This is a genomic window from Aeromicrobium phoceense (assembly GCF_013868155.1).
GTDB lineage: Bacteria > Actinomycetota > Actinomycetes > Propionibacteriales > Nocardioidaceae > Aeromicrobium > Aeromicrobium phoceense.
In genome coordinates this window covers 1,787,546-1,810,173 of record NZ_JACEOG010000001.1, presented here as the reverse complement: position 1 = coordinate 1,810,173, position 22,628 = coordinate 1,787,546, and the positions used below count along the sequence as shown (strand labels likewise).

Sequence of the window (22,628 nt, the reverse complement as noted above, 5' to 3'; positions counted from 1 at the left end):
CTCAGCGCAGGCCGAGAGGACGCTGGAGGGCCAGCTGGATGAGGCGCTCCACCAGCTCGGGGTAGTCCACACCCGAGGCCTCCCAGAGCTTGGGGAACATCGAGAAGGGCGTGAACCCCGGCATCGTGTTGATCTCGTTGATCACGAGTCCGCCGCCGACGCTGCTGGTCAGGAAGAAGTCCACACGGGCCAGGCCCTCGCAGCCGATGGCGTCGAACGCCTGCAGCGCGTACTCGCGGATGCGCTGGCGCACCGTCTCGGGGAGGTCGGCCGGGACGACGTTCGTGCTGGTGCCGTCGAGGTACTTGGCCTCGAAGTCGTAGTACTCGTGATCGGTGTCCGCGGCGACGACGATCTCGCCGACCTCGCTGGCGATGGGCATGCCGCGCTCGTCCTGGATGACGGCGCACTCCACCTCACGCTTGTCGTGCGCTGCGGCCTCGACGATCACCTTCGGGTCGAACTTCCGCGCGGCCAGGACGGCGTCCTCGAGCTGGTCCCAGTCGTGCACGGGCGTGACGCCCGAGCTGGAGCCGGCGCGCGCGGGCTTGACGAAGACGGGCAGGCCCAGTGCGTGGATGCGCGCCTCGGCGCGGTCGCGCTTGGCGTCCCACTCCCACGGCTGGACCGTCACGTAGGGCAGCTGCGGGAGTCCGGCGGCCGAGAAGACGGTCTTGGTGAACGGCTTGTCCATGCCCACGGCGCTGGCCATGACGCCGGCGCCGACGTAGCGAACGCCGGCGAGCTCGAAGAGGCCCTGGATCGTGCCGTCCTCGCCCCACGGACCGTGCAGGAGGGGGAACACGACGTCGACCTCGCGCACCCGGTCCCACGAGAACGGGGGGAATCCGTCGCGGACGGAGGGCAGCGCGCCCGGCTCGAGGTCGTCCCAGACCGCGGTCTCCTCGACCCAGCGGCCGTCGGGGGTGATCCCGACGGGGACGACGTCATAGCGGTCGCGGTCGATCACGGCGAGGACCTCGCGCGCGGTCAGGCACGAGACACCGTGCTCGCTGGACTGGCCTCCGAAGACGACGGCGATCGTGGTGCGCACCGGCTCGACTCTACCCGCCTGTGACACTGGAACCATGCAGCCCGACACCGTGACCGTCATCGCAGGTCGCCCGGCCAAGCAGCCCGGCGCGCCGCTCAACGCCCCCATCACCCTCGCGAGCGCCTTCGTGCCCGGCGGATCGTCCGAGTACGGCCGGCACGGCAATCCGGCCTACGAGGCGTTCGAGGCGGTGCTCGGCGAGCTCGAGGGTGGACGGGCCCTGGCCTTCGCCTCGGGCATCGCGACGTCAGCCGCCACGCTCGGGCTCCTCGAGCCCGGTGCCGTGGTGGTCCTGCCGCGGCACGGCTACAACGGCACCACGAGCCTCGTCGAGAGCGGACCCTACGAGGTGCGCCTCATCGACCCGTCCGACACCGAGGGCAGCATCGAGGCCTTCGCCGGGGCCGACCTCGTGTGGCTGGAGTCGCCGACCAACCCCGCGATGGAAGTGGGCGACCTTCCCACCCTGGTCGCCGCCGCGAAGGAGGCCGGCGCCCTCGTCGCGGTGGACAACACCTTCCGTACTCCCCTGCGCGACCGGCCGCTCTCGTACGGCGCCGACATCGTGTGCCACTCGGCGTCGAAGCTGCTCGGCGGTCACAGCGACCTCGTGCTGGGCGTCCTGGCCACGCGCGACGACGCCCTGTTCGAGCGTCTGCTCACGCACCGCTCGCTGCACGGCGCGATCCCCGGAGCCCTCGAGTGCTTCCTGGCGGCGCGCGGCGTGCGCACGCTGGCCGTGCGACTGGATCGAGCCGAGTCGAGCGCCGCCGTGATCGCCGACCGCTTGAAGGCGCACCCGGCGGTGGCCGAGGTCCGCTACCCCGGCTTCGGCTCGATGGTGTGCTTCGTCGTCGACGACGCCGAGCACGCCCAGCGGGCCACGGAGTCCAGCCGGATCATCAGCCACGCGACCAGCCTCGGCGGCGTGGAGTCCACGTGGGAGCGGCGCCGCCGCTTCCCCGCCGAGCCCGAGACGATCCCAGCCGGACTCATCCGCCTGAGCGTCGGCATCGAGGCCGTCGAGGACCTGTGGTCCGACATCGAGGCCGCCCTGGGCTGAGTCCCGCCGCGGGTCAGCGAGTCTCGGGCTTGGCCGATCGGCTGATGAGGGCGTTGACGAGCTCGGTGGGCGTCATGTTGCCGTCGACGAGCGCGCGGACGTGCTCGACGATCGGCATCTCGACACCGTGCATCGCCGACAGCTCGGCGACGGAGACGCAGGACTTCACGCCCTCGGCGACCTGACGGGTCTGCGACGTGATCTCCTCCACGGTCATGCCGCGGCCGAGCTTCTCGCCGAAGGTGCGGTTGCGCGACAGCGGCGACGAGCACGTGGCCACGAGGTCGCCGAGGCCGGCCAGGCCCATGAAGGTCATCGGGTCGGCACCCATCGCCATGCCGAGGCGAGCGGTCTCGGCCAGCCCGCGCGTGATGACCGACGCCTTGGTGTTGTCGCCGAAGCCCAGCCCGTCGCAGACGCCGACCGCGAGGCCGATGATGTTCTTGACCGTGCCGCCGAGCTCGCAGCCCACCAGGTCGGTGTTCGTGTAGGGGCGGAACGCCGGCGTGTGCAGGTACTTCTGCAGCTGGAGCGCGACGGACTCGTCCTCGCACGCGACCACCGCGGCGGCCGGCTCGCGGCGCGCGATCTCCTTCGCGAGGTTCGGTCCGGTGATGACGGCGATCCGCTCGGGTCCCGCACCGGTGGCCTCGGCGATGACCTCGCTCATCCGCATGTGCGAGCCCAGCTCCACGCCCTTCATGAGGCTCACCATGACGGCCGACGGCTCGATCAGGTGGCCCCACGACTCGAGGTTCGCGCGCAGCGTCTGGGACGGCACGGCCAGCACCACGATCGCCGCGTCGGCCAGCGCCTCGGCGGGGTCGGTGGTGGCGCGGATCGTTCCCGGCAGCTCCTGGCCCGGGAGGTACTCGGTGTTCTCGTGGCGCTCGTTGATGTTGGCGCACGTCTCGTCGCGACGACCCCACAGGTGGACGTCGTGGCCGGCGTCGGCCAGCACGATCGAGAAGGCGGTGCCCCAGGACCCGGCTCCCATGACTGCTGCAGTGACCATCAGCTCTCCTCGTATCGGGTCTTGGGCTTCTTGAGCGTGCGCACGTCGATCCGCGGAGTCGTGGGCGACTCGCCGCGGATCTGCGCCTGCAGCGCGGTGATCGCGTCCATGAGGCGCTCGGTGGCCGCGTGGATCTGGTCCTGCGTGGGACTCTCCCCCAGGCCGGAGAGGTCGATCGGAGCGCCCACCCGCACGTGGATCGTCTTGCGCGGGAAGGGCCGGAACTCGCGGCGGTAGGGCCACATGATGTCCTGCGGGCCCCACTGCGCCACCGGCACGAGGGGCACCCCGGCGGCGTGCGCCGTGCGGACGGCGCCGTCGCGACCCGACATCGGCCAGGCGGCAGGATCGCGCGTCATCGTGCCCTCGGGGTAGATGGCGATGATCGAGCCGGACTCCACCGCGTCGATCGCGGCGCGCAGCGAGTCGGCGGCCGCGCCGGTGCCCCGGTAGACCGGGATCTGCTCGGCCTTGCGCAGCAGCCGGCCGATCACCGGCACGGCGAACAGCGGGTCCTTGACCAGGAAGCGCGGCGGGATGTCGTGGTCGACGAGCCAGTGCCCGAAGAGGAACGGGTCGAGGTACGACAGGTGGTTGGGTGCCAGCACGAACCCGCCCGAGGTGGGCAGGTGCTCGTCACCGCGCCAGTCGCGCTTCGTGACCACCATGAACAGCGGGCGAAGCACCCACACGACGACCCGGAGCACGGTGGGCAACGGGCGGGTGCGGGACATGGGATGACCCTAGTACGCCAGGGAGGCCGCGCCGGGCAGGCGTCAGAGGGTCGCGGGCTTGAAGCTCGGACGGCGGGACTCGTAGGCCGAGATGTCATCGGCGTGACCCAGCGTGATGCCGATGTCGTCGAGGCCCTCGAGCAGGCGCCAGCGGGTGTAGTCGTCGATCGTGAACGAGTCCTCGATGCGGTCGACGCCCTCGCCGGCCGAGACCGTGCGGGACTCCAGGTCGACCGAGATCTCGGCGCCCGGGTTGGCCTCGAGGTACGCCCACAGGGCGGCGACGACCTTCTCGTCGACCTGGGCCGCGAGCAGCCCCGCCTTGCCCGAGTTGCCCCGGAAGATGTCGCCGAAGCGCGGGCTGATGATGACCTTGAAGCCGTAGTTCTGCAGCGCCCAGACGGCGTGCTCACGCGACGAGCCGGTGCCGAAGTCCGGGCCGGCCACGAGCACGGTGGCGTTCTCGTACGCCGGCTGGTTCAGGACGAACTCCGGGTCGCTGCGCCACGCGGCGAACAGGCCGTCCTCGAAGCCCGTGCGGGTGACGCGCTTGAGGTAGACCGCGGGGATGATCTGGTCGGTGTCGACGTTGCTGCGGCGCAGCGGGGCGCCGACTCCGGTGTGGGAGATGAACTTGTCCATGGTGGTCGTCCTCAGAGCTCGGCGGGCGAGGCCAGGTGGCCGGTGACTGCGGTGGCGACGGCGACGTCGGGCGAGACCAGGTGCGTGCGGCCACCCTTGCCCTGACGGCCCTCGAAGTTGCGGTTGGAGGTGGAGGCGCTGCGCTCGCCCGGCGTGAGCTGGTCGGGGTTCATGCCCAGGCACATCGAGCAGCCCGCGCCGCGCCACTCGGCGCCGGCCTCCTTGAAGACGACGTCGAGGCCCTCCTCCTCGGCCTGCAGGCGCACGCGCACCGAGCCGGGGACGACGAGCATGCGGGTGCCGTCGGCGACCTTCCTGCCCTTGATCAGCTCGGCGGCACGACGCAGGTCGCTGATGCGGCCGTTGGTGCAGGAGCCGACGAAGACGGTGTCGACCGTGATGTCGCGCATCGGCGTGCCGGCCTCGAGGCCCATGTAGCGCAGGGCGTTCTCGGCGGCCTCGCGCTCGTCGGCGTCCTCGAAGTCAGACGGGGTCGGGACCAGGCCGGACAGGGCCACGCCCTGGCCGGGGTTGGTGCCCCACGTGACCCACGGGGTGACCTTCGAGGCGTCGATCGTGACGACCTTGTCGAAGTGCGCGTCGGCGTCGGTGACGAGGCTGGTCCAGTACGCGACGGCCGCGTCCCAGTCGGCACCCTGCGGCGCGTGGGGGCGACCCTCGATGTAGTCGAACGTGGTCTGGTCCGGAGCGATGAGGCCGGCCTTGGCGCCCCACTCGATGCTCATGTTGCAGATCGTCATGCGCTCCTCCATCGAGAGGGCGCGGATCGCCTCGCCGCGGTACTCCACGATGTAGCCCTGGCCGCCGCCGGTGGACTCCTGCGTGATGAGCGCGAGGATCAGGTCCTTGGCGGTGGAGCCCGGAGGCAGCTCGCCGACGACGTCGACGGCCATCATCTTGGGCTTGGCCTGCGACAGCGACTGCGTGGCCAGGACGTGCTCGACCTCGCTGGTGCCGATGCCGAAGGCGATCGAGCCGAACGCGCCGTGCGTGGAGGTGTGCGAGTCGCCGCACACGATCGTCATGCCCGGCTGGGTCAGGCCCAGCTGCGGGCCGACGACGTGGACGATGCCCTGCTCGATGTCGCCCATGGGGTGCAGCCGGACGCCGAACTCCTTGGCGTTGCGACGCAGCGTCTCGACCTGCGTGCGCGACACCGGGTCGGCGATCGGCTTGTCGAGATCCGTGGTCGGAATGTTGTGGTCCTCGGTCGCGAGGGTGAGGTCGGCGCGACGCACCTGGCGGCCGGAGAGGCGCAGTCCGTCGAACGCCTGCGGACTGGTGACCTCGTGAAGGAGGTGCAGGTCGATGAACAGCAGGTCCGGTTCACCCGGCGCGGAACGGACGACGTGGTCGTCCCAGATCTTCTCGGCGAGCGTCTTGCCCATGATTCTCTCCAACTTCGGGGGTTGCGTCTCACAATGCGATACGGCAGTATCAAGACATGGACAACTCTAGCGGAGTCGGCGTTCTCGACAAAGCGGCCCTCGTGCTGGCGGCGCTGGAGCCGGGGCCGGCGACGCTGGCCGGCCTGGTGACCGCCACCGGCCTGGCGCGACCCACGGCCCACCGCCTCGCGGTCGCCCTGGAGCACCACCGCCTCGTCGCGCGCGACATGCAGGGTCGCTTCATCCTAGGCCCGCGCCTGTCCGAGCTGGCCGCTGCCGCGGGCGAGGACCGCCTGCTCGCCGCCGCCGGACCCGTGCTGGCCCGCCTGCGCGACATCACGGGCGAGTCCGCCCAGCTCTTCCGTCGCCAGGGCGACCACCGCGTGTGCGTCTCGGCCGCGGATCGGCCCACCGGCCTGCGCGACTCGATTCCCGTGGGCAGCCAGCTGACGATGTCGGGCGGCTCCGCCGCCCAGGTGCTGCTCGCGTGGGAGGACCCCGAGCGAATGAACAAGGGCCTGATGAAGGCCACCTTCTCCGCCGCCGAGCTGTCGGCCGTGCGCAAGCGCGGCTGGGCCCAGAGCGTCGGCGAGCGCGAGCCGGGCGTGGGCTCGGTCTCCGCACCGGTCCGCTCCCCCAGCGGCAAGGTCGTCGCCGCCGTGTCGGTGTCAGGACCGCTCGAGCGGCTCACCCGCCAGCCCGGGCGCATGCATGCGCCCGCCGTGGTGGCCGCCGCCGAGCGGCTCTCGCAGAACCTGCGCCGCTGACGCCTCAGAACAGCCCGGGACGCTCCAGCTCGAGCAGGGTCGTCTTGCGGTCGAGGCCGCCGGCGTAGCCGGTGAGCTTCCCGTTCGACCCGATGACGCGATGGCACGGGACCACGATGGGGATCGGGTTGGCGCCGTTGGCCGCGCCCACGGCCCGGGAGATTCCGAGCTCGTAGCCGAGGTCGGTCGCGATCTGCCCGTACGTGACCGTCTCGCCGTAGGGGATGGTGCGCAGGTACGCCCACACTTTCTTCTGGAACTCCGTGCCGTCGGCGGCCACGGGCAGGTCGAAGTCGTGGCGCTCGCCGGCGAAGTACTCCCCCAGCTGGCGTTCGACCTGGTCGAGCAGCGGGTCCTCGACGCGCTCTCCCCGGGCCTCGGCCCCGAAGTCGATCGCCGTGAGCAGTCCGGCGTCGACGTGCAGCCGCAGGCCCCCGATGGGCGTGTCCATCCAGCGTGTCTTCATGCCACTCTCCACAGGTGCAGTGAGGCGTACGACCGCCAGGGTCGCCACCGTTCGGTTCGCGTCCGTTCCAGTCCCTCGCGCGCGAGGACGCGGCGCAGCACGAGGTCGGTCTCCAGCAGGACGTCGGGGTCCCCGAGGGCCCGCATCCTGACGTAGTCGGCGGTCCAGGGACCGATGCCCCGGATCGCGAGCAGGCGGGCTCGGGCGGCCTCGCGGTCGGCGCCCGGGTGCAGGTCGAGCTCGCCGGACGCCACGGCGTGCGCGACGGCGAGGATGGCGGCGGCCCGGCCGCGCGGCATCGCGAACTCCTCGGGAGCGGCCTCGGCCACCGACTCGGCCGTGGCGAACGCGTGGGTGAGGCCGTGGCGTCGCGCGAGCTCGAGGTCGACCTCGGTGCCGCGCGACCGCGCGACCCGGCCCAGGATCGTGCGGGCTCCCGCCACCGACACCTGCTGGCCCACGATCGCGCGCATCACCATCTCGAAGCCGTCGACCTGGCCGGGCAGCCGCATGCCGGGCGCCTCGCGGACGAGGCCGGCGAGCAGCGGATCGGCCGCGAGGGCCTCGTCGATCGCGACGGGGTCGGCGTCGAGGTCGAGCAGCCGGCGGCACCGCTGCACCGCCGGCGCCAGGTCGCGCAGGTCGGTGAGCTCGAGCTCGACCGAGACGCTGTCGTCGCCGAGCGTCAGCTCGACCGCGCCGACGCCGTGGGGCAGGTTCAGCACGCGCGCGTAGGTGCGACCGTCGACGGCCTCGACGCCCTCGATCGCTCGCGGGGTGAACCAGTCGAGCAGCGCGTCGGCGTGGAACGGCGGCCGCAGGGCGAGCTCCAGCCGGAGCCGTCCGGCACCCGGGTGCGCCGCCCGGCGCGAGCGCGACCTCACCTCGCGCGGCGTGAGGTCGAACGACTCGCGGATGGAGTCGTTGAACTGGCGCACCGACCCGTAGCCCGCCGCGAAGGCGACGTCGGCCGCCCGCATCGTGGTGGTCTCGAGCAGGATGCGTGCCGTGCGTGCCCGGTTGCTGCGCGCGATGGCCTGGGGCCCGGCACCGAGCTCGGTGGTGACGAGCCGGTTCACCTGGCGCTCGCTGTAGCCGAGCCGGCCGGCGAGTCCGCTCACTCCCTCACGCTCGACCACGCCGTCGCCGATCAGGCGTACGGCGCGGGCGACCACGTCAGCCCGGGCGTTCCACTCGGGCGAGCCGGGCGTGCTGTCGGGCCGGCAGCGGCGGCAGGCGCGGTAGCCGGATCGCTCCGCCGCCGCGGCCGAGGGGTAGAAGGTGACGTTCGCCTGACGCGGGGTCATCGCCGGGCACGAGGGCCGGCAGTAGATCCCCGTGGTGCGGACCGCTGTGTAGAAGACGCCGTCGAACCGCGCGTCACGCGCACTCACGGCGCGGTAGCAGTCGTTCGGGTCCATGACTCCATCCTGACCTACGGGCCTGACCAGTTCTCGCGGAAATCGGACACGACCGTCAGCCCTCTCACCCGGCTCGGGCGAGGGCGACGTCGTGGCGATGTTCGTGGCGGTGGCACGCGGAGCAGAGTCCGACGAGGTTGGCGAGGTCGGTGGGGCCTCCGTCCGACCACCGCCGTCGGTGGTGCACGTGGTCGACCGTGTTCCGGCAGTGCTCGGTGGCGCAACGTCCGTCCTGCTGGATCCAGACCGCATGACGCTGCTTCGGCGTGGCATCGCGGTGGCGACGGCCGACGTCGAGCACCGACCGGTTCGGTCCGATCCGATCGACCAGGACCGGAATGAGGTCGGCACCGCACGTCAGGTGGGCCAGCAGGTTGGCGCCGATGTGGCCGAAGCCCTCGAGGACCGCCGGCTGGTCTGGCTCGAAGGCACCGCGCGCGCCGGGCGCGAGCGCCCGCTGGAGGGTGCCGGCGTCGACGAGCACGTGGATCTGCGGCCGGACCGTGCCGTCGGTGGGCAGGCCCTCGGCCAGGACGCGGGTGAGCAGGTGGTCGAGCCCGTCGATGCGACGCTCGGACGCCGAGCGGCGGTCGCCTCCCTCGCGCGGGGTCGAGACGGCGTCGAGGACCGCCTTCAGCTTCGCACCGACGTCGATCGGCAGGAAGCCGGTGACGTGCCACCCGTCGGGGAGCGCGTTGAGGCTGAGGTGTGCCTTGTCGGCACCGGCGATCCACGCGTCGTCGAGCTCCTCGGCGTGGACGATCGAACGGAGCCGGTCGACGAGCGACTTCACCCGGGACGGCGGGTGCGCCTCGGACACGGCCACGAGATGGGCCTCGATTCGGCGAACCTCCACCTCGTCGACGTGGGCGAGGGCGAACGAGAACCGCGCGACGTGGTCGGCCGAGATGCGGCCCGCACGGGCCGACTCACCGACGAGCGGCAGCTCACGCATGGTGGCGGCCGCGCGGATCAGTTGGCGCGTGCGCCGCGCATCCAGGCGCAGCTCGCGCCGTGCCCAGGTGGCCGCGCTGGACGCGTCCTCCGCGACGTACGCCTTCGTCCGCTCGATCTCCTCGAGCCGCTCGGCCAGGGCGGCCTCGGCCGCGTCGCGCAGTGCCGCCAGCGCTCGTGCCTCGTCGTGCACCGACGAGGTCACCGACCGCAGGACGGACCCGCAGTGGCCCATGGCCGCGCTGACGCCGTCATCCCCCGAAGACATGCCTGAATCGTACCGCACATCCGTTCGATTTTCTTCGATTTTCCACCGCCATTTCAGGTTGACGATGATGCTTATGGCCCACACGGGCAGGCCGACCTCTCGCGTCCCCGTGAGCACTCTGGCAGGCTCGCAGGAGAACCCCCGAAGCAAGGAGACAGCCGTGCAGCAGGTCAAGGGCGTCATCGCTCGAGCGAAGGACGCACCGGTCGAACTGGTCACCATCAACGTTCCCGATCCCGGCCCGGGCGAGGCGGTGGTGACGATCCAGGCCTGCGGCGTCTGCCACACCGACCTGCACTACCGCCAGGGCGGCATCAACGACGAGTTCCCGTTCCTGCTCGGCCACGAGGCGGCGGGCATCGTCGAGGCCGTCGGCGACGGCGTCACCGAGGTCGCGCCGGGCGACTTCGTCGTCCTCAACTGGCGCGCCGTGTGCGGCGAGTGTCGCGCCTGCAAGCGCGGCGACCTGCAGTACTGCTTCGCCACCCACAACGCCAAGCAGAAGATGACGCTCGAGGACGGCACCGAGCTCTCCCCCGCCCTGGGCATCGGCGCGTTCATCGAGAAGACGCTCGTCGCGGCGGGGCAGTGCACCAAGGTCGATCCCGACGCACGTCCCGCGGCGGCCGGCCTGCTGGGCTGCGGCGTGATGGCCGGCATCGGTGCGGCGATCAACACCGGAGCCCTGACGCGCGGCCGGTCCGCCGCCGTCATCGGCTGCGGCGGCGTGGGCGTCGCCGCGGTGGCGGGTGCCGCACTGGCCGGAGCCAGCCCGATCATCGCCGTCGACATCGATCCCGCGAAGCTCGAGGCGGCGCGGAAGATGGGAGCGACCCACACGGTCGACTCGTCGCAGACCGACCCGGTCGAGGAGATCAAGCGCATCTGCGCCGAGACCTACGAGGGCGCCGAGGGCGCCGACGTGGTGATCGAGGCGGTGGGCCGCCCCGAGACGTGGAAGCAGGCGTTCTACGCCCGCGACCTCGCGGGCACCGTGGTCCTCGTCGGGGTCCCGACGCCGGACATGGAGGTGCCCGAGCTGCCCCTGATCGACGTCTTCGGACGCGGCGGCGCACTCAAGTCGAGCTGGTACGGCGACTGCCTGCCCAGCCGCGACTTCCCCATGCTGATCGACCTCTACCGCCAGGGTCGCCTCGACCTCGACGCGTTCGTCACCGAGGAGATCGGCATCGAGGACGTGGAGGCGGCGTTCGAGAAGATGCATCACGGCGACGTGCTGCGCTCGGTGGTGGTCCTCTGATGGCCGCGCGCATCGACTACGGAGTCGTCTCGGGCACGTTCAGCCTCGACGGCGAGACCCACGACGTCGACAACAACGTGTGGATCGTCGGCGACGACACCGAGTGCCTCGTGATCGACGCCCCGCACGACGTCGCGGCGATCCTGCACCTCATCGGGCGGCGGAAGGTCCTCGCGATCGTGCTGACGCACGCGCACGACGACCACTGCCGCATCGCGCCCGAGTTGCGCGAGCGCACCGGCGCGCCGATCTGGCTGAACCCCGAGGACCGACCGCTGTGGGAGCTGACGCACCCCGGTGAGTCCTGGGACCGCGACCTCGTCGACGGCACCGAGTTCACCGTGGGCGGCACCACGCTCACCGCGATCCACACGCCCGGGCACGCGCCGGGCGCGACGTGCCTGGTCTCCGAGGAGCTGGGCTGCGTCTTCACCGGCGACACCCTGTTCAACGGTGGACCCGGCGCGACGGGTCGCTCCTACAGCGACGCCGACGTGATCCGCTCCTCCATCGCGGAGCGGCTGTTCACGCTGCCGCCGGAGACGGTGGTGCACACGGGCCACGGTCCCGACACCACGATCGGTGCGGAGCGGGAGCGGGCCTAGGCGGCGCTGGGGGGCGTGATCTCGATACGCCGCTCGCTGCGCTCGCGTGCTACTCGATCACCGGATCCGTGCGGGGTGATCTCGATACGCCGCTCGCTGCGCTCGCGTGCTACTCGATCACCGGGGGCGCCCGCCTCTCGATCACCGGGGCCGCCCGCCTCTCGATCACCGGGTCCGCGCTGCGTGATCTCGATACGCCGCTCGCTGCGCTCGCGTGCTACTCGATCACCGGGTTGCCAGCCCGGTGGTCGAGTGCCCTCGAGGAACGAGAGGGTGTATCGAGACCATCACGCCGCTGCCCCTAACCTGAGCGGGTGAACGCGCGCGTCGGGCTGTTGCAGGTGTGCGCGGCGGGCGTGCTGTGGGGAACCGGCGGCCTGGTCGTGACGGTGCTGCACGAGCGCGACGGCGTCGGCGCCATGACCGTCAGCGCCTGGCGGATGCTCATCGCCGCGGTGGCTCTCGTCGCGTTCGTCGTGCTGACGGGCCGCGCCCGCGCGGTCCGCGACACGATGCGGTCGCACCCCGTGACCGCGATCGTCATCGGCTGCGGGACGGCGATCTACCAGGGGCTGTACTTCGTCTCGGTCCTGATGGTCGGGGTGAGCGTCGCCACCGTCGTCTCGCTCGGCCTCGCCCCCGTGCTGGCCGCCACGTGGGAGCACCTGCGCGACGGAACCCGGCCAACCCTCCGCGACGTCGCGGTCCTGGCCGCAGCGCTCACCGGGCTCGTCCTGATCAGCGCCACCGCCGGGCACGGCACCTCCGCGCCCGTCGACCGCCCGGTGCTGGGCCTGGTCCTGGCGGTGGCGGCGGGCGCCACGTACGCCGCGACCACCGTCCTGGGCCACGTGCTCGCCCCACGGCTCGAGCCGGTCGCGCTCACCACGTGCGCGACGGGGGCGGGAGCCGTCCTGCTGGCACCGTTCCTCGTGGTCGCGGCCGCCTCGGGCGAGCCCGTCGCGGGCACCTCCCGCACGTCGCTGGCGCTGCTGCTCTACCTGGGCATCGCCACGATGGCCCTGTCGTACGGACTCCTCTACGCCGGGCTTCGCACGACGTCGGGCTCGGCGGCCACCGTGGCCACTCTCGTGGAGCCGATCTCCGCCGCGGCCCTGGCCGCGGTGCTGCTCGACGAGCGACTCGGCGCCGCGGGCCTCGTCGGGGCCGCGCTCATCCTGTGTGCCGTGGTCGCGCTGCGCCCCGAGGACGAGCAGCCCGTGGCGGTCTGACCCGCTACTCGGCCACGGCCAGCTGGCCGAACACGCTGCGGTGGAAGAGCAGCGGCCCGCCGTCGACGCGGTGATCCACGGCGTGCAGCTCCAGCAGCACCAGGATGTGGTCGCCCGCCGGCACCTCGCGATGGATCGTGGTGTCGAACGTGGCCATCCCGTCGTCGATGAAGATCGCTCCCCCGGGGCTGACGCTGTAGTCGATCCCCTCGAAGCGGTGCTCCACCGGCCCCGCGAGCTGGCGGCACAGCGGTCCGTGGTGGCTCGCGAGCACCGTCACGCCGAGCCGGTCCGCCCGGCTCAGGTCGGGCCAGGTCTTCGACGTCGCGGCCAGGTTGATCGACACGAGGGGCGGATCGAGGCTGACGCTGGTGAAGCTGCTGGCGGCGAGGCCGACGGGGGCACCGTCGACCTCGGCCGCCACCACCACCACGCCCGTCGGGAAGTTCCCGAAGGCCGAGCGCAGTCGTCCCGGATCGAGGTCCTGGTTCGTGGGGAAGAACGCGGTCATGCCGCCGCCTGCAGCACCGAACGCACCCAGGGCCGCGTCGCGTCCAGCCACGGGTCGTAGGCGGCCGCGTCGCCGTATTGCGAGTCGAGCACGAACAGGCCCCGCCCGGGGACCGTGGCTCCCAGCTCGGTCAGGACTGGCCGCAGCGTGAGCTCGGGGGCCAGCGCGTGGGCCGGCCCGGCGCCGAGCAGCAACGGCACGGCCAGCCCACGCAGTCCGGTGCCACCGGCGAACCGGTCGAGGAACACTTTGAGCAGCCCGGTGTAGGTGCCCTTGTAGGTCGGCGACGCCACGACGACGAGGTCGGCCTGACCGACCTGGCCGACCAGCTCGGCGACCTCGGTCGACCTCCAGTCGAGGACGGCCGGGCCCAGCGTGGCCAGGTCGACCACGAGGTCGGGGTCGGCCCCGGACAGCTCGCGGGCCACGTGGGTCGCGGCGGTCAGGGTGCGCGACGCCGACTTCGGGTTGCCGACCACGACCGCGGTGCTGACGGACGAAAGTCCTTCGAGTTCAGACAACGTGGGCCTCCTCGTTCGCGTCCGCGCCGTACAGCGACTCCGGGCGCGCGAGACCGAAGTGGTCGCGCAGGGTGGAGCCGGTGTACTCGGTGCGGAAGAGGCCGCGGTCCTGCAGGATCGGGACGACCTTCTGCGTGAACTCCTGGAGCAGCTGCGGGTACAGCGGCGGCATCACGTTGAAGCCGTCCGCGGCACCGTTCTGGAACCACTCGGTGATGATGTCCGCGACCTCGGTCGGGGTGCCGGCGACGACGTTGTGGCCCCTGGCCCCCGCGAGCCGGTGCAGCAGCCCGCGCAGCGTCGGACGGTCGCGCTCGACGATGTTGGCGATCACCTGCAGGCGACTGCGGCTGTTGTCAAGCACGTCCCCGGCCTGCCCGAAGACCTCCACCGGAACGGGCTCGTCGAGCTCGAGGTGGGCCAGCGAGACGCCGGCCAGCCCCTCGAGCTGCGCGATGCCGTAGGCCGGGACGGTCAGCGAGTTGACGTACCGCTGCAGCTCCTCGGCCTCGGCGCGCGTGTCGGCGACGAACGGGCTGATGCCGGGCAGGATCTTGACGTCCTCGGGCGAGCGTCCGAACGCGACGGCGCGCGACTTGATGTCGGCGTAGAAGGCCTGCGCGTCCTCGATCGTCTGGTGGGCCGTGAAGATGGCCTCGGCGTTGCGGCCCGCGAAGGCGCGTCCGTCGTTCGACGAGCCGGCCTGGACGTAGACCGGGCGGCCCTGCGGCGAGCGCGGCTGCGACAGCGGTCCCTCGATCTGGAAGTGGTTGCCCACGTGGTGGATCGCGTGGACCTTCTCCTGGTCGAAGAACCGGCCCGACTCGCGGTCGGCGAGGATCGCGTCGTCCTCCCAGCTGTCCCAGAGCTTGGTGACGACGTCGATGAACTCCTGGGCGCGGACGTAGCGCTCGGACGCGCTGGGCAGCTCCGAGAGGCTGAAGTTCCGCGCCACCGCCTCGGACTGGGTGGTGACGATGTTCCAGCCGGCACGGCCCTTGGAGATCGTGTCGAGCGAGGAGAACAGCCGGGCCAGGTTGTACGGGTCGTAGAACGTGGTCGACGCGGTGGCGATCAGGCCGATCCGCTCGGTCCGCGCGGCGATGGCCGCGAGCCGCGTGATGGGCTCGAGGTGCCCTGCCGGGCGGAAGGGCGTGGCACCCCACAGTCCCGGGGCGTCGGCGAAGAAGATCGCGTCGAGCTTCGCCTCCTCCGCGATCCGGGCGTTCTCCGTGTCGAAGTCGATGTCGTGGATCCGGTCGATGGCCGAGTCGGGGTGGCGCCACGAGGCCTCGTGGTGGCCGGTGTCGTGAAGGAAGGCGTTGAGGCTGAGCTGGCGGGTCATGGTGTCTCTCTTTCGAAGGTCAGGCGGCGCGCCACTGGGAGAAGCGGCGCTCGAGGGCGACGAGTCCGTAGTTGACGGCCACGCCGAGGAGGGAGGTGGTGAGGATGGCGGCGTACATCTTCGGGATCAGGAAGTTGTACTGCGCGTAGTTGATGAGGAAGCCCAGGCCCGCGTTCGCGCCGATCATCTCGGCGGCGATGAGGACCAGGATCGCCGCGGCACCCGAGATCCGGATGCCGGTGAAGATCGTGGGCACGGCGGCGGGGAACGCCACCTTGCGGAACGTCGCGACCGGCGAGAGGCCGAGCACGCGTGCCGAGCGCAGCAGCTGGGCGTCCACGCTGGCCACCCCCGCGATCGTCGACAGCAGGATCGGGAAGAAGCACGCGTAGAGCACGATCGCGATCTTCGACGTCTCCCCCAGCCCCAGCAGGAGGATGAACACGGGCAGGATCGCGAGCGCCGCGGTGTTGCGGAACAGCTCCAGGGACGGGGTGAAGAACTCGCGGACCGGCCGGTACCAGGCAATGGCCGCACCCAGCGGGATGGCCAGGACGATCGCCAGCGTGAACCCGACGACGGACCGCTTGAGGCTGGCCGAGACGTGCCTCCACAGCTCGCCGTCGAGGACCATCGACCACCACTCCTGCAGCACGACGTGCAGCGGTGGGATGGAGTACGGATCCACCAGGCCCCATCGCGGAGCGAACTCCCAGACCAGGGCGAGCGCCACGAGTCCGGCGGCGCCGCGCGTGACGGCGACCGTGCGGGTGCGGCGCAGTGAGGCGCCCTTCGCGCGGGCGGCCTCCTCCTGACGCGGGTTCGGCCGGGCCTGCGTCTTCTCGGTGAGCAGGTCAGACATGGGTGAGCTCCTTCGCGGTGGACCGCTCACGCAGGAGCGACCAGATGTGGTGCCGGTGCGCCGCGAACTCGGGCGTCGCCCGGACGTCCTCGTCCTGGGCGAGCGACCGGTCGAGATCGACCGTGACGATCTCCTTGATTCGCCCCGGTCGCCCGCTCATGACGGCGACCCGCTGGCCGAGGAAGACCGCCTCCTCGATGTCGTGCGTGATGAACACGACCGTGGTGCCCGTGTGCTGCCAGATCCGGACCAGCTCCTCCTGGAGCCGCTCGCGGGTCTGGGCGTCGAGCGCGCCGAACGGCTCGTCCATCAGCAGCACCTGCGGCTGGTAGGACAGGCTGCGCGCGATGGCCACCCGCTGCTTCATCCCGCCGGACAGCTCGTGCGGGTAGCGGCCCGCGAACTCGCTCAGTCCGACCAGGTCGAGGTACTCGCGAGCGGTCGCGGCACGCTGCGCCTTCGACAGTCCGCCCTTGGCCTCGAGCGCGAACTCGATGTTCGCCTGGGCACTGCGCCACGGCAGCAGGGTGTACTGCTGGAAGACGACGCTGCGGTCCAGGCCGGGGCCCGTGATGGGGGTCCCGTCGACCGTGATGGAGCCCGAGGTCGGCGCGGAGAGCCCCGAGATCAGGTCGAGCACGGTGGACTTGCCGCAGCCCGACGGCCCGACGAGGGTCAGGAACTCCCCCGCCCGGATGTCCAGGTCGAGCCCGTCGAGCGCGACGAACTCGCGCAGCTTCTTGTCCTCGTCGCCACGGACCCAGAAGGTCTGGCCGACGTTCCTCAGTTCGATGCGTGAACTCATGGCTGCCTCCTCAGGCGTTCGGGTTGAGCTCGTTGGTGTAGACGTCCTTGACGTCGATGTCCTCGGCGTCGATGTCGCCACGGCTGTCGAGCCAGTCGACCCAGCGCTGGATGTCCTCGTCCGCGATGACGGGCTTGGCGTCGATGCCGAGCGTGCCGGGGAAGTTGGCCCTGATCGGCTCGATGTAGTCGCCGTAGCCCTCCTCCTCCAGGTACGGGAAGTAGACGTCGAAGACCTCCTGCTTGTCGTGGGTCTCGAGGAACTCGATCGCCGCGGCGACGCCCTCGACGATCTGGCGCGAGGTCTTCGGGTTCTTCTCGATGAACTCCTCGCGCAGGGTGATGCCGCCGCCGGCGTACGGCTCGCCGACGACGTCGATGTCGCGCACGAGCGTGCGGAGGGGGTACTGCGCCTCGGTCTGCTTCTTGGCCGTGAAGCTCAGGACGGCCGCGTCGACCTTGCCGCTGCCGAGCGCCTCGGGCGTGTTGAGCGGCGGCAGCGGGACGAGCGTGATCTTGTCCTGCTCGGCCTGGCTGAGGCCCTGCTGTTCGAACCAGGTGTCGAGCACCGCCTCCTGGTTCGCGCCGAGCGTGTTGACGGCGATCTTCCTGCCGACGAGGTCACGGGCGGTCCGAATGTCCGACTCCTCCAGGACGGAGACGGCCGAGTTCGTCGCCTCGTTCGATCCGTAGAACGGGATGACGGCCTTGATGGGCGCCCCCGTGGCGACGAGCTGGGCGATCGCGCCGTAGAAGGCGGAGCCGCCCACGTCGGTCTGGTCGGACACGAGTGCCTGGAGGGCCTGCGGGCCGCCGGTGATGTCACCGACCCTTTTGAGCGTGAGTCCCTCGAACTCGCCGAGGGCGTCCGCGAGCAGGAAGGCGTCCACGGCTCCGGCGTAACTCTGGTACCGGATCGTGGTCTCCTCCTGCCCCGAGTCCGCGCCGGCGCTGCCACAGGCGCCGAGGCCCATCGCGGCGAGTGAAGCGGCCACGGTGACGACCAGGGTGCGGGTGAAGCGTGGGGTTCGGACGTGATTCATGCGGGTGCCTTCTTCTCGTGAGGGGCGCTGTTGCGTGACGACGACGCTACGAATCCGGGCACCGCCGACCGCCTCGTCTCACGACGCGGGAGATCACCCGACAGGCGCTGCCGTTCACGTAGCCTCACCGGTCAACGGGGAGGTGAGCATGCGACTGGAGCAGCTCGAATACGTCAGGGCGGTCAGCGAGCAGGGCTCGTTGCGGCGCGCCGGGGAGCACCTGCACGTCTCGCTCCCGGCGCTCAGCGAGGCGGTCACGAAGCTCGAGCGCGAGCTGGGCGTCACGCTGGTCGACCGGCACCGCTCGGGGACGCGGATCAACGGCACCGGCCAGGAGCTCCTCCCCCGCATCCTCGAGGTCCTCGACGCCGCCGACCGCCTGCGCGCTGCCGCGCGGGGCGAGTCGCAGTTCCACCGCCCGACCCGGGTCGGCAGCGTCTACTTCGGCGTCACGTCGATCGTGCTGCCCGCGATGCGCAGCCGCGAGCTCGAGGACGAGCACACCTCCGTCGACATGCGCCAGCTGCGCCACGGCGAGGTCCGCGACGGCCTGCGCGACGGGTCGCTCGACATCGGGCTGGTCACGCTGCTCCCCGGCGACGACGTGCACCCCGACCTCGTCGCCACCGAGCTCTTCCACGGCCGGCCGATGGCGGTGCTGCCGGGCGACCACCCGCTCGCGGAGCGGCCGACGGTCACCGTCGACGACCTGCGCCAGGAGGTGTTCGTGGGCGCGCGGGCCGGGTATCTCATGCACCGCGTCGCGCACCGCGTCTTCGGCGACTCACCGCCCCTGAAGTGGCACACCGCCGACAGCGCCGACGTGTGCAAGCAGATGGTCTCGTCGGGGATCGGCGTCTCGCTCATGCCCGACTTCACGCTGCTCGACGACCCGCTCGAGACGCGTGGCGCCATCGAGTTCCGGCCCATCGACGACGAGGGCACCGTGATCCGGATGGCGATCCTGAGGCGACGGGGCGTGCGGCCGACGAAGGCGGCCCAGGACCTGTTCGACCTCCTCGTGCACCACGGCTCCCGCCGGGTCAGCGCGCGCGCCTGAGGTCCACGCGGCACCGATCTTGTACCGGTTCAGCCCATATCCGGGCTGAACCGGTACAAGATCCGTGCGTCGGGGGTCGCCTGACCCGCGAGCGTCAGCGGCGCTCGCGAGCGTTCATCTGCGTCACCGTGGCCCAGAGGACGACGACGTTGAAGACGATGATGACGATCGACCACCACGGGTAGTAGGGCATCCACGCGAAGGACACGATGGCCCCGATCGCCGCGAGCCCCGCGCCGGTCAGGACGGCCCACGGCTTGCCCAGCAGGAGGCACACGCCGACGGCGATCGCGAGGCCGCCGATGACGAGGTGGATCCAGCCCCAGCTCGTGACGCTCAGCTGGTAAACGTAGTCCTGCCCGGCCACGAACAGGTCGTCCTTGGCCAGGGCCGAGATCGCGGCCAGGACCTGGAACACGCCGACCGTCGCCAGCATCGCGCCCGCGAAACCGAGCACGCCGGACGAGATCGCGGCCTCACGCTCGGTGGGCTTGGGGGCTCGGTAGTCACTCATCATCCATCGCTCCTTCGGTGCACTGCCGGACCATCAGGCCAGCGCCTTCGCCTTGAGCGCCTCGAACTCCTCGGTGCTGATCGCGCCGGAGTCGAGCAGCTGCTTGGCCGAGGCGATCTGGTCGGCGGGCGACGTCGCCGCCACCGTGCGGATGTAGGCGTCGGTCTCTGCGCGCGCCTGATCCAGCTGGGCCGCCGAGCGCCGGGCCATGCCGCCGCCGCGCGCGATCAGGTAGACCAGGGCCGCGAGCGCGGGCACGAGGATCAGGAAGAAGACCCAGATCGCCTTCCACCACCCCGACAGCTCCTCGTCGCGGAACAGATCGATGATGACGTGGAACAAGACGATCAGGTAGCCCATGAAGAGGAAGATCGACACGGTCCACCAGAAGAACTCCCAGAAACTGTCCATGGACGGACTCTGGCACCTTGGCACTCCCCCCGTAATCACTCAGCGTGGGTGAGTCCTCGGATCATCTCGTCCGGATGGTGCGCGTCGGGTCCTGCCGGACCAACCTGTCCCAAGACGGCCAAGATGAAGGAGACCACCCATGACCGACGTGCTGACCGTGATCACCCAGGTCGGGATCCTGACCTTCGTGGTGGCGGGCATGGCCGGGCTCGGCCTCGGCCTCACGATGCAGCAGGTCCTGACGCCGCTGAAGGACCTCCGCCTCGTCGTCGGTGCGCTGGCCGCGAACTTCGTGGTGGTCCCGCTCGTCGCGATCATCGCGGCGCGCGCCCTGCCGATGGACGACGCGACCAGCGCGGCGATCATCCTCGTGGGGTGCTGTGCCGGAGCTCCGTTCCTGCCGACGCTGGCCAAGCTGGCGCACGGCAGCCAGCCACTCGCGGTCGGCGTCATGGTCCTGCTGATGGTCGTGACCGTGGCGTTCGCCCCGATCGTGGTGCCGCTGGCCGTCGAGGGCGCGACCGTGTCGGCGTGGGACATCGCCCAGTCGCTGATCCTGTTCATGCTGGTCCCGCTGGGCCTGGGCCTCGTGGTGAGGGCCCGCTACGCCGGCTTCGCGGGCGACGTCGTCGGAGGCTTCACCCAGGTCTCCACGGTGGGCCTCGCCGTCGGGATCGTGTCGGGCCTGCTCGTGACGTGGCGCGAGGTCTTCGCGTCGATCGGCTCGTGGGTCTTCGTCGGGACCGTCGTCGTGATCATCACCGGGCTGGTCGCCGGGTGGGCCGGCGGGCTCGGTCGTGAGTCCGGGGACCGGCTCGTCCTGGGTCTCGGTGCGGCGCAGCGGAACATCTCCGCCGCCCTCGTGATCGCCGCGTCGCTGGGTCCTGACGTCGTCGTCACGACGCTCGTCGCGGCCCTCGCCCTGCCCATCGTGCTGATCGTCCTGGCCGGCGAGCTGGGCAAGCGTCGCGGCGGCGCGACGTCCGGCTCAGCCTGACGCCGAGCGTCGCCCGTCGACCCAAGCCTGCGCCTCCTCGTGGGCCCGGTCGAGGGCCTGGAAGAAGACGTTGGTGCGCTCCACCAGGTTCTCCGGACCCAGCGCGGCGGCCACCCCGGTCCGCTCGACCACGCGCATGAGGCCCGGATCCATCCCCACGACCATCAGCCGGCAGTGGTGCTCGGCCAGCTTCGCCGCACGGCTCTCGAGCGACTTGAGGAAGGTCGACGACGGCACGTCCGGCAGCGTGCGGACGTGGAAGATGACCACGGCGTCGTGCGTGTCGGCCAGGGACGGCCAGGACTCGTCGAGCCGGTTGACCTCGGCGAACAGGCTCACCCCCTCGTAGTGCAGGACCGTGACCGAGTACGGCGCGATCACCTCAGGCACGTCGTCGGTCCGCCAGTGCCCGTCGTCGTCGCGCACGAGTGCGCGGATCCGGGCCTGCTGCTGGGCGCGCACGCAGAACAGCAGCATCGAGATGCCTGCCCCGAGGAGGATCGCCTGCTGCAGGGGCAGTTCCGTCGTGGCCAGGAAGGTGGCGACCATGGCCACGGCCGGCAGGACGCCGGTGCGCAGCACGAGTTTGATGTCCGGGAGCCGGCCCACGATCAGCTCGGCCCCGATCACGAAGATGAGGCCCCCGATCACCGGCATCGGGATCAGCTCGGCCGTGCTGCCGGCGACCAGCACGATCGCGGCGAGAAAGACGCCGGCGAAGATCCCGGCCCAGCGCGTCTGCGCCCCGGCGCTGGTCGCGACACCGGTGCGCGAGAGCGACCCGCCCGTCGGGAGTGCCTGGAAGAAGCCGCCGGCGAGATTCGCCACACCCTGGGCCGTGAAGTCGCCGGACACGCTGGTGCGCGATCCGTCCGGGTTCGGGACCGCCGCGCCGATCCCGGCCGCCTGCGCCAGCGCGACGAGCGCGACGGCCACCGCCCCGACCAGCAGGTCCGGGATCACCGACCAGTCGGGCATGACCGGCGTCGGCACGGCGTTGGGAATGGCCCCGATGTCGCCGACCTGCTCCACGTCCGCCCCGACGACGACCACCGTCACGGTGGCCACCACCAGCGCGATGAGGATCGCGAAGGGCTCGAGCCGCTTCACCGCGTGCGCCAGCGCCCAGACGATCACGGTGCCGACGGCGACCGCGACCGCGACCGGGTCCCACTGTCCGACGTGGGTGACCGCGTCGGCGAACTTGGCGAGCGTGTTGTGCCGGTCGGTCTCGTAGTCGGTCGCGTCCCCGATCACCCCCGCGATGATCTGCACCGCGATGCCCGTCGTGAATCCCGTCATCACCGCGTTGGAGACGAAGCTCATGAGCGAGCCCATCCGCAGCAGCCCGAACACGACCATGATCACGCCGACGAGCACCGTCAGCATCGCCACGTTGCCGATGTCGTCGGCCTTCAGACCAGCCTCGGAGAGGACGCTCTGCGACGTCAGGGCGATCGCCGACGTCAGCGTCGTGACCATCAGCACGGTGCGGTTGAACACCGCTCCCACGGCCGTGGACACCATGCCGGAGTACAGGCCGAGCAGCGGGTTGAACCCGCCGATGCTGGCGTAGGCCATGCCCTCGGGGATGCTGAACAGCCCCGTCACGAATCCCGCGACGGCATCCTGTCGGGTGGGCCTGCCCAGCTTCGGCGGGTTCACGGTG

General features: G+C 71.1%; 24 protein-coding genes. 7 read left to right on the top strand and 17 right to left on the bottom strand.

Annotation, left to right across the window (positions count from 1 at the left end):
- Position 1: 1 nt before the first annotated feature.
- Positions 2–1,090, bottom strand: coding sequence for a D-alanine--D-alanine ligase family protein (locus H1W00_RS08790; RefSeq protein WP_181755360.1), 1,089 nt, complete (start codon positions 1,088–1,090; stop codon positions 2–4).
- Here H1W00_RS08790 and H1W00_RS08785 point away from each other — a divergent pair.
- Complete coding sequence (locus H1W00_RS08785) at positions 1,089–2,117, top strand: trans-sulfuration enzyme family protein (RefSeq protein ID WP_181755359.1); 1,029 nt, start codon at positions 1,089–1,091, stop codon at positions 2,115–2,117. The two genes, H1W00_RS08790 and H1W00_RS08785, sit on opposite strands and share 2 nt — an antisense overlap.
- A 13-nt stretch (positions 2,118–2,130) precedes the next feature.
- Here H1W00_RS08785 and H1W00_RS08780 read toward each other — a convergent pair whose 3' ends face one another.
- Genes H1W00_RS08780 through leuC form a run of 4 tightly spaced genes read right to left on the bottom strand, consistent with a single transcriptional unit; the run spans position 2,131 to position 5,917 of the window.
- Entirely contained in the window at positions 2,131–3,132 is a 1,002-nt protein-coding gene (locus tag H1W00_RS08780) for an NAD(P)H-dependent glycerol-3-phosphate dehydrogenase (protein WP_181755358.1), read from the bottom strand.
- Positions 3,132–3,866 (bottom strand): lysophospholipid acyltransferase family protein, encoded by a 735-nt coding sequence (locus H1W00_RS08775; RefSeq protein WP_181755357.1) that lies wholly within the window; start codon positions 3,864–3,866, stop codon positions 3,132–3,134. The genes H1W00_RS08780 and H1W00_RS08775 overlap by 1 nt, the downstream gene beginning before the upstream one ends.
- Positions 3,867–3,908: 42 nt before the next feature.
- Positions 3,909–4,508 carry a 3-isopropylmalate dehydratase small subunit gene (gene leuD / locus H1W00_RS08770; protein WP_181755356.1) on the bottom strand — a complete coding sequence of 200 codons (600 nt, stop codon included), beginning with the start codon at positions 4,506–4,508 and terminating at the stop codon, positions 3,909–3,911.
- An 11-nt stretch (positions 4,509–4,519) separates the two neighbouring features.
- Complete coding sequence (gene leuC / locus H1W00_RS08765) at positions 4,520–5,917, bottom strand: 3-isopropylmalate dehydratase large subunit (RefSeq protein ID WP_181755355.1); 1,398 nt, start codon at positions 5,915–5,917, stop codon at positions 4,520–4,522.
- A gap of 56 nt (positions 5,918–5,973) precedes the next feature.
- Between leuC and H1W00_RS08760 the strand changes: the two genes are divergently transcribed.
- Positions 5,974–6,684, top strand: a complete 711-nt coding sequence (locus tag H1W00_RS08760; protein WP_078698542.1) for an IclR family transcriptional regulator — start codon at positions 5,974–5,976, stop codon at positions 6,682–6,684.
- Between the two features lie 4 nt (positions 6,685–6,688).
- On the opposite strand, the gene H1W00_RS08755 is transcribed toward H1W00_RS08760, so the two are convergent.
- The 3 genes from H1W00_RS08755 to H1W00_RS08745 form a co-directional block, all read right to left on the bottom strand.
- Positions 6,689–7,150 (bottom strand): methylated-DNA--[protein]-cysteine S-methyltransferase, encoded by a 462-nt coding sequence (locus H1W00_RS08755; protein ID WP_181755354.1) that lies wholly within the window; start codon positions 7,148–7,150, stop codon positions 6,689–6,691.
- On the bottom strand, positions 7,147–8,571 hold the full coding sequence (locus H1W00_RS08750; RefSeq protein WP_181755353.1) for an AlkA N-terminal domain-containing protein: 1,425 nt from the start codon (positions 8,569–8,571) through the stop codon (positions 7,147–7,149). Before H1W00_RS08750 ends, H1W00_RS08755 begins: the two co-directional genes overlap by 4 nt.
- 64 nt (positions 8,572–8,635) lie before the next feature.
- Positions 8,636–9,793, bottom strand: coding sequence for an HNH endonuclease (locus tag H1W00_RS08745; RefSeq protein ID WP_181755352.1), 1,158 nt, complete (start codon positions 9,791–9,793; stop codon positions 8,636–8,638).
- 160 nt (positions 9,794–9,953) lie between these two features.
- On the opposite strand from H1W00_RS08745, the gene H1W00_RS08740 reads away from it, so the two are divergent.
- The 3 genes from H1W00_RS08740 (at position 9,954) to H1W00_RS08730 (ending at position 12,891) form a co-directional block, all read left to right on the top strand.
- On the top strand, positions 9,954–11,054 hold the full coding sequence (locus H1W00_RS08740) for an S-(hydroxymethyl)mycothiol dehydrogenase (protein ID WP_181756219.1): 1,101 nt from the start codon (positions 9,954–9,956) through the stop codon (positions 11,052–11,054).
- Positions 11,054–11,659 carry an MBL fold metallo-hydrolase gene (locus H1W00_RS08735; RefSeq protein ID WP_181755351.1) on the top strand — a complete coding sequence of 202 codons (606 nt, stop codon included), beginning with the start codon at positions 11,054–11,056 and terminating at the stop codon, positions 11,657–11,659. The genes H1W00_RS08740 and H1W00_RS08735 overlap by 1 nt, the downstream gene beginning before the upstream one ends.
- A 314-nt stretch (positions 11,660–11,973) precedes the next feature.
- A complete protein-coding gene (locus H1W00_RS08730) occupies positions 11,974–12,891 on the top strand; it encodes an EamA family transporter (RefSeq protein WP_181755350.1) in 918 nt (305 codons plus the stop codon).
- A gap of 4 nt (positions 12,892–12,895) precedes the next feature.
- Here the strand turns inward: H1W00_RS08730 and H1W00_RS08725 are convergent, their stop codons facing one another.
- Genes H1W00_RS08725 through H1W00_RS08700 form a run of 6 tightly spaced genes read right to left on the bottom strand, consistent with a single transcriptional unit; the run spans position 12,896 to position 17,977 of the window.
- Positions 12,896–13,453 carry a flavin reductase family protein gene (locus H1W00_RS08725; protein ID WP_338072859.1) on the bottom strand — a complete coding sequence of 186 codons (558 nt, stop codon included), beginning with the start codon at positions 13,451–13,453 and terminating at the stop codon, positions 12,896–12,898.
- Positions 13,399–13,923 (bottom strand): NADPH-dependent FMN reductase, encoded by a 525-nt coding sequence (locus H1W00_RS08720; RefSeq protein ID WP_181755349.1) that lies wholly within the window; start codon positions 13,921–13,923, stop codon positions 13,399–13,401. Before H1W00_RS08720 ends, H1W00_RS08725 begins: the two co-directional genes overlap by 55 nt.
- Positions 13,916–15,268, bottom strand: a complete 1,353-nt coding sequence (locus H1W00_RS08715) for an LLM class flavin-dependent oxidoreductase (RefSeq protein WP_181755348.1) — start codon at positions 15,266–15,268, stop codon at positions 13,916–13,918. Before H1W00_RS08715 ends, H1W00_RS08720 begins: the two co-directional genes overlap by 8 nt.
- A 19-nt stretch (positions 15,269–15,287) precedes the next feature.
- Complete coding sequence (locus H1W00_RS08710) at positions 15,288–16,130, bottom strand: ABC transporter permease (RefSeq protein ID WP_181755347.1); 843 nt, start codon at positions 16,128–16,130, stop codon at positions 15,288–15,290.
- Positions 16,123–16,935 carry an ABC transporter ATP-binding protein gene (locus tag H1W00_RS08705; protein ID WP_181755346.1) on the bottom strand — a complete coding sequence of 271 codons (813 nt, stop codon included), beginning with the start codon at positions 16,933–16,935 and terminating at the stop codon, positions 16,123–16,125. The genes H1W00_RS08710 and H1W00_RS08705 overlap by 8 nt, the downstream gene beginning before the upstream one ends.
- A 10-nt stretch (positions 16,936–16,945) precedes the next feature.
- Positions 16,946–17,977: an ABC transporter substrate-binding protein gene (locus H1W00_RS08700; protein ID WP_181755345.1), complete on the bottom strand. Its 1,032-nt coding sequence runs from the start codon at positions 17,975–17,977 to the stop codon at positions 16,946–16,948.
- A gap of 148 nt (positions 17,978–18,125) precedes the next feature.
- On the opposite strand from H1W00_RS08700, the gene H1W00_RS08695 reads away from it, so the two are divergent.
- Entirely contained in the window at positions 18,126–19,037 is a 912-nt protein-coding gene (locus H1W00_RS08695; protein ID WP_181755344.1) for a LysR family transcriptional regulator, read from the top strand.
- Between the two features lie 94 nt (positions 19,038–19,131).
- Here H1W00_RS08695 and H1W00_RS08690 read toward each other — a convergent pair whose 3' ends face one another.
- Both H1W00_RS08690 and H1W00_RS08685 read right to left on the bottom strand, forming a co-directional pair.
- Complete coding sequence (locus H1W00_RS08690) at positions 19,132–19,551, bottom strand: DUF7144 family membrane protein (RefSeq protein ID WP_181755343.1); 420 nt, start codon at positions 19,549–19,551, stop codon at positions 19,132–19,134.
- 33 nt (positions 19,552–19,584) lie between these two features.
- On the bottom strand, positions 19,585–19,962 hold the full coding sequence (locus tag H1W00_RS08685; RefSeq protein ID WP_181755342.1) for an SHOCT domain-containing protein: 378 nt from the start codon (positions 19,960–19,962) through the stop codon (positions 19,585–19,587).
- 139 nt (positions 19,963–20,101) lie between these two features.
- On the opposite strand from H1W00_RS08685, the gene H1W00_RS08680 reads away from it, so the two are divergent.
- Complete coding sequence (locus tag H1W00_RS08680) at positions 20,102–20,959, top strand: bile acid:sodium symporter family protein (protein WP_181755341.1); 858 nt, start codon at positions 20,102–20,104, stop codon at positions 20,957–20,959.
- Here the strand turns inward: H1W00_RS08680 and H1W00_RS08675 are convergent.
- A complete protein-coding gene (locus H1W00_RS08675; protein WP_181755340.1) occupies positions 20,951–22,624 on the bottom strand; it encodes a SulP family inorganic anion transporter in 1,674 nt (557 codons plus the stop codon). The two genes, H1W00_RS08680 and H1W00_RS08675, sit on opposite strands and share 9 nt — an antisense overlap.
- Positions 22,625–22,628: the final 4 nt, after the last annotated feature.

Bases quoted from the DNA above. Each gene is read 5' to 3' on its own strand.
- H1W00_RS08785 (WP_181755359.1), top strand. From the start codon at position 1,089: ATGCAGCCCGACACCGTGACCGTCATCGCAGGTCGCCCGGCCAAGCAG.
- H1W00_RS08790 (WP_181755360.1), bottom strand. From the start codon at position 1,090: ATGGTTCCAGTGTCACAGGCGGGTAGAGTCGAGCCGGTGCGCACCACG.
- H1W00_RS08780 (WP_181755358.1), bottom strand. From the start codon at position 3,132: ATGGTCACTGCAGCAGTCATGGGAGCCGGGTCCTGGGGCACCGCCTTC.
- H1W00_RS08775 (WP_181755357.1), bottom strand. From the start codon at position 3,866: ATGTCCCGCACCCGCCCGTTGCCCACCGTGCTCCGGGTCGTCGTGTGG.
- leuD (WP_181755356.1), bottom strand. From the start codon at position 4,508: ATGGACAAGTTCATCTCCCACACCGGAGTCGGCGCCCCGCTGCGCCGC.
- leuC (WP_181755355.1), bottom strand. From the start codon at position 5,917: ATGGGCAAGACGCTCGCCGAGAAGATCTGGGACGACCACGTCGTCCGT.
- H1W00_RS08760 (WP_078698542.1), top strand. From the start codon at position 5,974: ATGGACAACTCTAGCGGAGTCGGCGTTCTCGACAAAGCGGCCCTCGTG.
- H1W00_RS08755 (WP_181755354.1), bottom strand. From the start codon at position 7,150: ATGAAGACACGCTGGATGGACACGCCCATCGGGGGCCTGCGGCTGCAC.
- H1W00_RS08750 (WP_181755353.1), bottom strand. From the start codon at position 8,571: ATGGACCCGAACGACTGCTACCGCGCCGTGAGTGCGCGTGACGCGCGG.
- H1W00_RS08745 (WP_181755352.1), bottom strand. From the start codon at position 9,793: ATGTCTTCGGGGGATGACGGCGTCAGCGCGGCCATGGGCCACTGCGGG.
- H1W00_RS08735 (WP_181755351.1), top strand. From the start codon at position 11,054: ATGGCCGCGCGCATCGACTACGGAGTCGTCTCGGGCACGTTCAGCCTC.
- H1W00_RS08715 (WP_181755348.1), bottom strand. From the start codon at position 15,268: ATGACCCGCCAGCTCAGCCTCAACGCCTTCCTTCACGACACCGGCCAC.
- H1W00_RS08710 (WP_181755347.1), bottom strand. From the start codon at position 16,130: ATGTCTGACCTGCTCACCGAGAAGACGCAGGCCCGGCCGAACCCGCGT.
- H1W00_RS08705 (WP_181755346.1), bottom strand. From the start codon at position 16,935: ATGAGTTCACGCATCGAACTGAGGAACGTCGGCCAGACCTTCTGGGTC.
- H1W00_RS08700 (WP_181755345.1), bottom strand. From the start codon at position 17,977: ATGAATCACGTCCGAACCCCACGCTTCACCCGCACCCTGGTCGTCACC.
- H1W00_RS08695 (WP_181755344.1), top strand. From the start codon at position 18,126: ATGCGACTGGAGCAGCTCGAATACGTCAGGGCGGTCAGCGAGCAGGGC.
- H1W00_RS08690 (WP_181755343.1), bottom strand. From the start codon at position 19,551: ATGAGTGACTACCGAGCCCCCAAGCCCACCGAGCGTGAGGCCGCGATC.
- H1W00_RS08685 (WP_181755342.1), bottom strand. From the start codon at position 19,962: ATGGACAGTTTCTGGGAGTTCTTCTGGTGGACCGTGTCGATCTTCCTC.
- H1W00_RS08680 (WP_181755341.1), top strand. From the start codon at position 20,102: ATGACCGACGTGCTGACCGTGATCACCCAGGTCGGGATCCTGACCTTC.